The sequence below is a fragment of the Paraburkholderia piptadeniae genome (genome assembly GCF_900007165.1).
In the GTDB taxonomy this organism is placed as follows: Bacteria; Pseudomonadota; Gammaproteobacteria; order Burkholderiales; family Burkholderiaceae; genus Paraburkholderia; species Paraburkholderia piptadeniae.
Map to the genome: position 1 here is coordinate 149221 of NZ_CYGY02000021.1, position 7144 is coordinate 156364.

The following is a 7144-nucleotide window of genomic DNA, read 5'->3' on the forward strand; positions in this document are numbered from 1 at the left end:
GATTCAGAGCGTCTCACCGCTGGGCAGCTGCGACGTAGTCGAGCCTGTATGGATTGGGCACGACTTGAGTCGCCTCCTCAAAGGCCCGTTCATCGTCAATGTGTAGTGGTCAACTAATTTCGGACAGGCAGATAGGTTCTTTCGCTGTCGGTTTCGCCTCGTAGGCGGTGGGCGACAGATAGCCCAGCGTGGAGTGCAAGCGCACCGGATTGTAAAAAGCGACGATGTACTGGTTGATATCGCGCCGAGCCTCATCGTGGTTGGCGTACTGACGCTGCCACACGCGCTCCATTTTGAGGTTCAGGAAGAATCTTTCCATCACCGAATTGTCCCAACAATTTCCCTTGCGGCTCATGCTGCAAACCACGTGATGCTGCTTCAGCAAGGCCTGGTACTCATCGCTTGCATACTGGCTGCCCCTGTCCGAATGCAGAACCAGTCCTGGCGCTGGCCGACGCTGCTGCAGCGCCATCGTCAATGCCGACATGACCAGTCCAGCCGGCATGGTCGGTGCCATTGACCAGCCGACGACCCTGCGCGAGTACAAGTCCAGCACGACAGCCAGATAGAGCCAGCCCTGCGCCGTGCGGATATACGTGATGTCCGAAACCCATGCGCGATTCGGCTCGGCCACGTCAAACTGGCGGTCGAGCACGTTCTCTGCCACAGGTAGCGTATGCCTGCTGTCGGTCGTCGAGACGAACTTGCGCTTCCAACTCGTGCGCAGGCCCGCTTCGCGCATCACCCTACGCACTCGGTAACGACCGATGCGTAGCCCTTGCTCCCGCAGTGCATGCATCACGCGGCGGCTACCATAGCTCGCGCCGCTCGCGGCGAATGCTGCCTTGATGTGCGTCTGTTCGTGCAACCTCTTCGCTCTGGGCGTGGCGCTCTGGTGCGCATAGTAGCCAGAGCGGCTCACCTGCAAAAGCCGGCAGGCGTGACTGACCGATACGGCCTCCTGTTGCAAATGAGTTACCACGCGGTAAATCACTTCAGTTCCCGGGCAAAGAAGGCCGATGCTTTTTTTAGCAGCGCGTTGTCCTCGCGCAGTTGCCGGTTTTCCGCCTCGAGCTGCCGGATACGCTGCTGCTCAGCCGTCAGCGGCTTGCCCTCGCCGGGGCCGCCAGCACGCTCTGCATCGTACTGCGCCACCCAGCGGCGCACGGCTGTCTCAACAAGGTCCATCGACCGGCACACTTCGCTGACCGATAGCCCTTGGTCTCGCACCATCCGTACTACTTCCAGCTTGAAGCTGGCGTCAAATTGTCGGCGCCTTCTTGTCATCTTGCTCTTTTTCCTCGTCGATTCAGGATTGTCCTCCTATCGACCTGTCCGAGGAAATTAGACCACTACAATGAATAGCTTAAAAGGGAACGCGCGCAGTAGACCGTAAAACGCGGCGAGGCTGACGCCGCCGCATTCGGGCGTCCCTTTATCGCCGACACTGACCCGGTGGAGAGATTCCGGCGCTGCGCATCGCTCAACGCTATCAATACTCAAACAATCTTTGCGGAAGATGAAACCGGGTACAACGACTGCTCACCGCTGGCTGAGCAGTCGTTGTGTTGATGTTGTTCCCGGTCAACCTAACGCTAGGGATTGCTAGCAATGCACCCCCACACCGAGAATGCTTAACACGCGTTTACGTCGCGACAATCGTCGCAACGGCATGCTCGCGGACATCGAAGATATGCTTGCCGAGCAGGCCGAAAACTGATGTGACTGATCTCTGTCGATCAGAAGCAGGAGAGTACCGGCCACCCTCCGGCCGACGACGCGTAGCGCGACGTGATCGACACCGACGCGGCTATTTCGAGTTCGATTCGCCGCTTCCCTACAAAGATGCCCCACCATCGTGCTCGATGAGTTCTCGCGAGCGCAATTGTCGCTTCTGTTATAAAGTCGTTCCATGCGCCGGTGGACGAAGCATCGATGGTCTCCTGCTCCAACGGCGTCGTGAAGACCTTGTTGACAAGCTATTCAGCAGCAAGGCGACAGACCGCGGCGGTGTCGGTGCGGCCATGATGCAATCATAATTCTCCCCCATGGTCAGCTCATTTGTGTTGCGTGTCCCCACCCTTTCGCATAGTATTAGTCTCATATGCACATGTTTAGAAGAGATACCGACCCTGCGTCCGCTGCGGGAGAAAATAGTCTGCCGAATTGTGTTGCGTGGGCTCGGCTTTCCCACATACATTAGTCTCATATGCACATGTTATATGCCAAGTTTGTGCTGCCGAGCGCGCCGTCTCCAGCCCACAGCGAATCGTAGGGTACGAGCAACCGTTACCTGGCGGCGCATAGGTCGTGGACAGCCGACGAACCCACGATCAGTTGGCGCTAACAAGCACCAGCTTTATAAAAGTTCAAAAGGTACTACAAAACAATGATGAAGCTGTTTTCACAAGAAGCAGTTTCGACGCCTTCACAAAAGTTTGATTTCGCGATTCGACTTCGATGCGCTCCGTCTGGAAGCTCCTTGTGTCGCGTAGGACTTGCCGGGTGGCGGGCTTCGGCTGCTGCAGCGGGCCAAGGGCTATGTTGCGATCGTCGAGTCTGATGAGGTCACTTTCCGCGACGGCGAGCCGACCGGCGTGCGTCTGGGCGTGCTTGTCAGGGTAGGTCGCCATCGGATCGGCCTGCACAAGGTCTGATCGGACCGAAGATCCGTCCAACATGGGCGAGAAAGGTGCACTGCCACCGCAATTCTGTTCATCAAAAGGAGTATTGGCAATGAGCGAAAGTTCGCGGAAGAAAAAGTTTTACGCGCTGAATATGTTCGACGTGGTCGACGTGGAGAAATACCTTGCGTATTTCCGCCGTTTGCCTGAAGCGGCCCCGCGATATGGCGGCCGAATGGTGGCGCTTGCCCGTTTCCAAGACAATGTCGTTGGTGATCTCGCGCCACGGCAGGTTCTTTTTCTCGTTGAATGGGAGTCCGAAGAGGCATTCAACAGCTTCCGGGACGATCCAGATTTGGCCGACTTGCATCCGCTGCGGGAGAACGGGACAGCGTGCTATATATGGCAGACGTTCGTTGGTCCCGATATGGCCGCCCCCGACCGTTCGCTTGACGATGTACTGGCGGTACTCAAGCCTTAAGCGTCCGTTTGAGAAGACCTGCTGGTGAATAATGCGCCTGAGGAGGAGGCTTCCGAGGGCGCGTTTGAGAACACCTGCTGGTGAACAATGCGCCTGAGGAGAAGAATTCCGAAGGCGACGTGGACCATGGCCTCAGAGCATTCGAGGCGCTCTTCATAGTCTCGCACGAGGCAGCGCCAGCGAGTCATCCTGCCGAAGGTGCGCTCTACGACCCGGCAACGTGGCAGGACGCAGGGCTAGGCTAAAAAACCAAATCACGTCGTGCATGCCGCATGGTCGGTCGAGCATGGACTGGCCACACTGATCCTGGCTCAGCCGTGCCCTTTCCTGGCCACGAACTCGATCTGCAGCACGTGATCAACTTCTCTGTATATCTCCTGCTGAACGGGATCTCATCCGGGCCTGACAGGCGCGCTTCCATCGCGAACGTAGTGACCTGAAGCCGAGTTTGACGTGTCAACCACGCCCGACTAGACGCTGCAAACGGCATACGGCGTTGCCATTGAAGCGGCCTCCTTGGCTGAGGACACCATCGCCTGGTCAGGCAGCTTCACACCATTCTTGGCGGCCACCATCGCGGCGAGGATCGACAGCGCGATTTCGGGCGGAGTTCGACTGCCGATGTAGATTCCCGCGGGCCCATCGAGTCGCTGCAATTCCTCATCGGTCATTTCGAAATGTTCCTTCATCCGCGCTCGCCGATTGCTGTTGTTCAATCGTGAGCCGAGTGCCCCCACATAGAAGGCGGGCGTCTTCAGGGCGTCCATAAGCGCCAGATCATCGAGCTTCGGATCGTGCGTCAGCGCCACAATCGCCGTTTGAGCATCCGGTTGAAAGGCCTGTACCGCGTCATCCGGCATGTCGCGCGTGATCGAAACGGGCCCAAACTCATGGTCATCCAGGTAATCCGTGCGGGGGTCGCAAACGGTGACCTCAAAACCCAATCCTATGGCCGTTGCGCAGAGGTAACGCGAAAGCTGACCGCCGCCAATGACCAGGAGGCGATAGCGGGGACCGAGGACCGTTTGGAGCAAGTCCTCCGCAAGTTCAAGCTGATCCCCACGATCCGAATCCGACAATTCGACTGTTCCCGTTTTCAGATTCAAGGCCCGACATGTCAGGCGCCGCGAGTTAAGCCTGTCCACCAATTCGTCGATGCGGCTGACGTGAGAGAGCGGCTCGAGAACCAGCTGAAGTGTCCCGCCGCAAGGCAACCCAAAGCGATGTGCCTCGTCTGCACTGATGCCATAAGAGACGATCGCAGGCAGACTCTGCGGCGTAAGTCCGTTGATGCTTCGTTCGCGCACATCGGCGATCAAGTCATCCTCGATACAGCCCCCCGACACCGAACCCGTTACGCGCCCATCGTCACGAATGGCCATCATGGCGCCAGGCGGACGCGGAGAAGATCCCCACGTCCTGACCACGGTAACAAGCAACACCGAATGCCTTTGAGACATCCACAAACTGCAGTCACGCAAAACTTGCAAGTCTTCCGCATCCATGACGTGTCCTACTTCCATGATGGCGAGTAGCGCGATCGCTGTCGCCGTAATCCACATCCGCCGCTTGAGTCTCGACTATGGGTCGCCGGCATCGTCAACGAGTTCGGCGGGAACACTCGTGCCCGGCACCCTCTGTTCGATGAAGAGCTCTTTCGGTACAGCGTCATTGTGTCTCGGGAAAAATATTCGATATCAAATCCGCTCGAGGCACAAGGCGATCCCCTGCCCGCCACCAATGCACAGCGAGACCACTGCTTTACGTGTCTTGGTGCGCTCGAGCGCATGCGCGACCTTCGTGATCAGAATGGCACCGGTGCCGCCTATTGGGTGTCCGTGGGCAATCGCGCCGCCGTCGATGTTGAATTTCAACGGATCGATCTTCAGCTCGTCTCGCACGGCGATTGCGATGGCGGCAAAGGCTTCATTGACCTCGTATCGGTCCACGTCTTCGACCCTCCACCCTGCTCGATCGAGTGCCAGACGGATGGCAGGGAGCGGCCCCAGCCCGAAGAACGCGGGTTCGACCGCGGCGACACCCACACCGCGAATCGCGAGCATGGGTTGCATATTGTTGTCGTGTGCCATGACCTCATCACAAACGATCATCGCGGCAGCACCTGCATTGACGCCCGGAGCGTTGCCTGCGGTAATCGTTCCGTCGGGGCGAAAGGCAGGCTTCAGCTTCGCAAGGGTCTCCATCGTGGTATCCGGCCGATTCGATTCATCTGCAGAAAAGTTGATCGTGGCTCCCTTCGGCCCCGTCAAGGTCAAGGGTTCAATCTCTGCTTCGTACCAACCGGCGGCCTGCGCATTGGCGAAACGGCGCTGGCTTTGCATGGCGAATGAATCCTGGGCATCGCGAGTGATCCCCAACTTCAGCACAAGATCCTCGGTGTGCCAGCCCGAATGTTTGCCCGAGAAGGCGTCGTTCAATCCATCGAACAACACGGAATCCATGGCCTCTGCATTGCCCATGCGAGTCCCCAAACGCATGCCGGGCAATAGATACGGTGCGCGCTCCATGTTTTCCGTCCCGCCGACAATCAGGAGGCGCGAGAGTCCGCTCGCAATTTCCGCATACGCAGTGGCCACAGCTTGCGCGCCGGAACCGCAAACCCGGTTGACCGTCATCGCCGGTACGCTCACCGGCAAGCCCCCATGGATCGCCGCCTGCCGAGCGACATTCATACCGTTGCCGGCCTGCACCACGTTGCCCATCACGACCGAGTCGACACGCTCTGGATCGAGCTTCGAGCGGCGCAGTGTCGCGGCAATGACGTGCGCGCCCAGCCTTGCTGCCGGTGTGCTCTTCAGTGCCCCACCAAAAGCGCCAATGGCTGTGCGAACGGGGAAACAGATGACGATGTTCTTGCTCATGGTGATCATTACTCTGATTGAATCATTTCAGTTATGGAGCGGCCCTGCTTGAGTAAATAAGGATTCGTCGTTAGAACCGGTATCCGACCACCAAACCAAAGAGATCGGGGTTGGCCTTGACGCCGATGGTCCGGGCGATGTTGCCGAATCCGGGTGTCGCAGTAGTGAGGGTGAGTGTCGTTCTCGTCCAGTAATGCAAATACGAAAAATCGACGAGCCAATGCTTGCTGAGCAGATACTCGACCCCTAGTCGCGCGACTGGCCCCCAGGAATTTTTCGTCTCGATCGAAGTCTGCGTCCCTTGGAACGCCTTCGTGTAAGCGGCAGTGACTTTTTGATCCGTGAAGAAAGTGTAGTTCACACCAAGCCCCACGTAAGGCCGAATGCCATGGAAGTCCGTGAAGGTATAGTCAACCATAAGAGCCGGAAACCAGGCCTTGGCTGTTACGAGCTCCCCTACGCCGGCTGCATTGCCGGCTCCTTCGCCGCGTATGCTCACAGGACTTCCCATTTGGAGCAGGACAGACCAGTGGTCGGACAGCCTCCGCTGGTAGCTCAACCCCAGTATGCTTGTATTCTTCAGGTCCACCTGAAGACCGGGAGGGGTGGTACCCGGCGGACCCGACATGTTGCCAGATTTGGTGTTGAAAACGACACCGACATATCCCATCTTTACAGTGTTTGCGGGTTCGTCGACTTGCGCGCTTGCAGATTCGTCAGCTCGAGCGCCCTCGCATGCGAAAGCAATTGATAACCCTATGGCCAGGGCAGTGATAATTTGGCTTCCTTTCTTCATTTGTCTCCGTCTCCGTTCATTTATATAATTGCCTAACGCGCAACAAGGTGCTTCTCAAAACCATGGTTCAGCAGCTTCGTCTTTTAGTTGCTCCACATCGGTCTTTACTTGCGTCGACCGGCGTCGCGACGAGGGGAGCAAACCTGCGGTGATGCAGGCAGGGTCTTCGCCTCTACCCATTTTTGATCGCCATGATTTCGAGAACGATCGAAAGCGAGATCTCGGGCGCCCTGCGACTGCCAATGTAGATGCAGGCCGTCCGGGCAGCCGACCCAATTTATCTATAGTCATGCTAAGGAATTTTTCAATGGCGCAGCGGTGACCCCAATGGTTCCAGCAGAGCTGAAGTTGACCCGGCAAA

Annotated in this window: 6 protein-coding genes and 1 pseudogene; 1 reads left to right on the forward strand and 6 read right to left on the reverse strand. The window is 57.6% G+C overall.

The features are described 5' to 3' along the window. Positions 1–109: 109 nt before the first annotated feature. A protein-coding gene (locus tag BN2476_RS09920) for an IS3 family transposase (protein WP_218274508.1) occupies positions 110–1287 on the reverse strand; the annotation gives its coding sequence in 2 pieces (ribosomal slippage) (positions 110–1020 and positions 1020–1287; 1179 coding nt in all). A 1082-nt stretch (positions 1288–2369) separates the two neighbouring features. After that, a complete protein-coding gene (locus BN2476_RS09925) occupies positions 2370–2633 on the reverse strand; it encodes a hypothetical protein (RefSeq protein WP_143810933.1) in 264 nt (87 codons plus the stop codon). Between the two features lie 103 nt (positions 2634–2736). Here BN2476_RS09925 and BN2476_RS09930 point away from each other — a divergent pair, with 103 nt between their 5' ends. Next, positions 2737–3105, forward strand: coding sequence for a DUF1330 domain-containing protein (locus BN2476_RS09930; RefSeq protein ID WP_087733955.1), 369 nt, complete (start codon positions 2737–2739; stop codon positions 3103–3105). 80 nt (positions 3106–3185) lie between these two features. On the opposite strand, the pseudogene BN2476_RS09935 reads toward BN2476_RS09930, so the two are convergent. From BN2476_RS09935 to BN2476_RS09950, 4 genes and pseudogenes are all read right to left on the reverse strand, one after another. Further along, positions 3186–3335: pseudogene (locus BN2476_RS09935) on the reverse strand (IS5/IS1182 family transposase); the annotation flags it as partial. Positions 3336–3575: 240 nt separating this feature from the next. Next, positions 3576–4610: an XdhC family protein gene (locus tag BN2476_RS09940; RefSeq protein WP_087733983.1), complete on the reverse strand. Its 1035-nt coding sequence runs from the start codon at positions 4608–4610 to the stop codon at positions 3576–3578. A gap of 192 nt (positions 4611–4802) precedes the next feature. Further along, positions 4803–5987, reverse strand: a complete 1185-nt coding sequence (locus tag BN2476_RS09945; protein ID WP_087733985.1) for a thiolase family protein — start codon at positions 5985–5987, stop codon at positions 4803–4805. A 70-nt stretch (positions 5988–6057) separates the two neighbouring features. Next, positions 6058–6783, reverse strand: a complete 726-nt coding sequence (locus BN2476_RS09950) for an OmpW/AlkL family protein (protein WP_087733956.1) — start codon at positions 6781–6783, stop codon at positions 6058–6060. Positions 6784–7144: the final 361 nt, after the last annotated feature.

Excerpts from the sequence above, each read along its gene's own strand:
- BN2476_RS09950 (WP_087733956.1), bottom strand. The coding sequence starts at position 6,783 with ATGAAGAAAGGAAGCCAAATTATCACTGCCCTGGCCATAGGGTTATCA.
- BN2476_RS09925 (WP_143810933.1), bottom strand. The coding sequence starts at position 2,633 with ATGGCGACCTACCCTGACAAGCACGCCCAGACGCACGCCGGTCGGCTC.
- BN2476_RS09940 (WP_087733983.1), bottom strand. The coding sequence starts at position 4,610 with ATGGATGCGGAAGACTTGCAAGTTTTGCGTGACTGCAGTTTGTGGATG.
- BN2476_RS09945 (WP_087733985.1), bottom strand. The coding sequence starts at position 5,987 with ATGAGCAAGAACATCGTCATCTGTTTCCCCGTTCGCACAGCCATTGGC.
- BN2476_RS09930 (WP_087733955.1), top strand. The coding sequence starts at position 2,737 with ATGAGCGAAAGTTCGCGGAAGAAAAAGTTTTACGCGCTGAATATGTTC.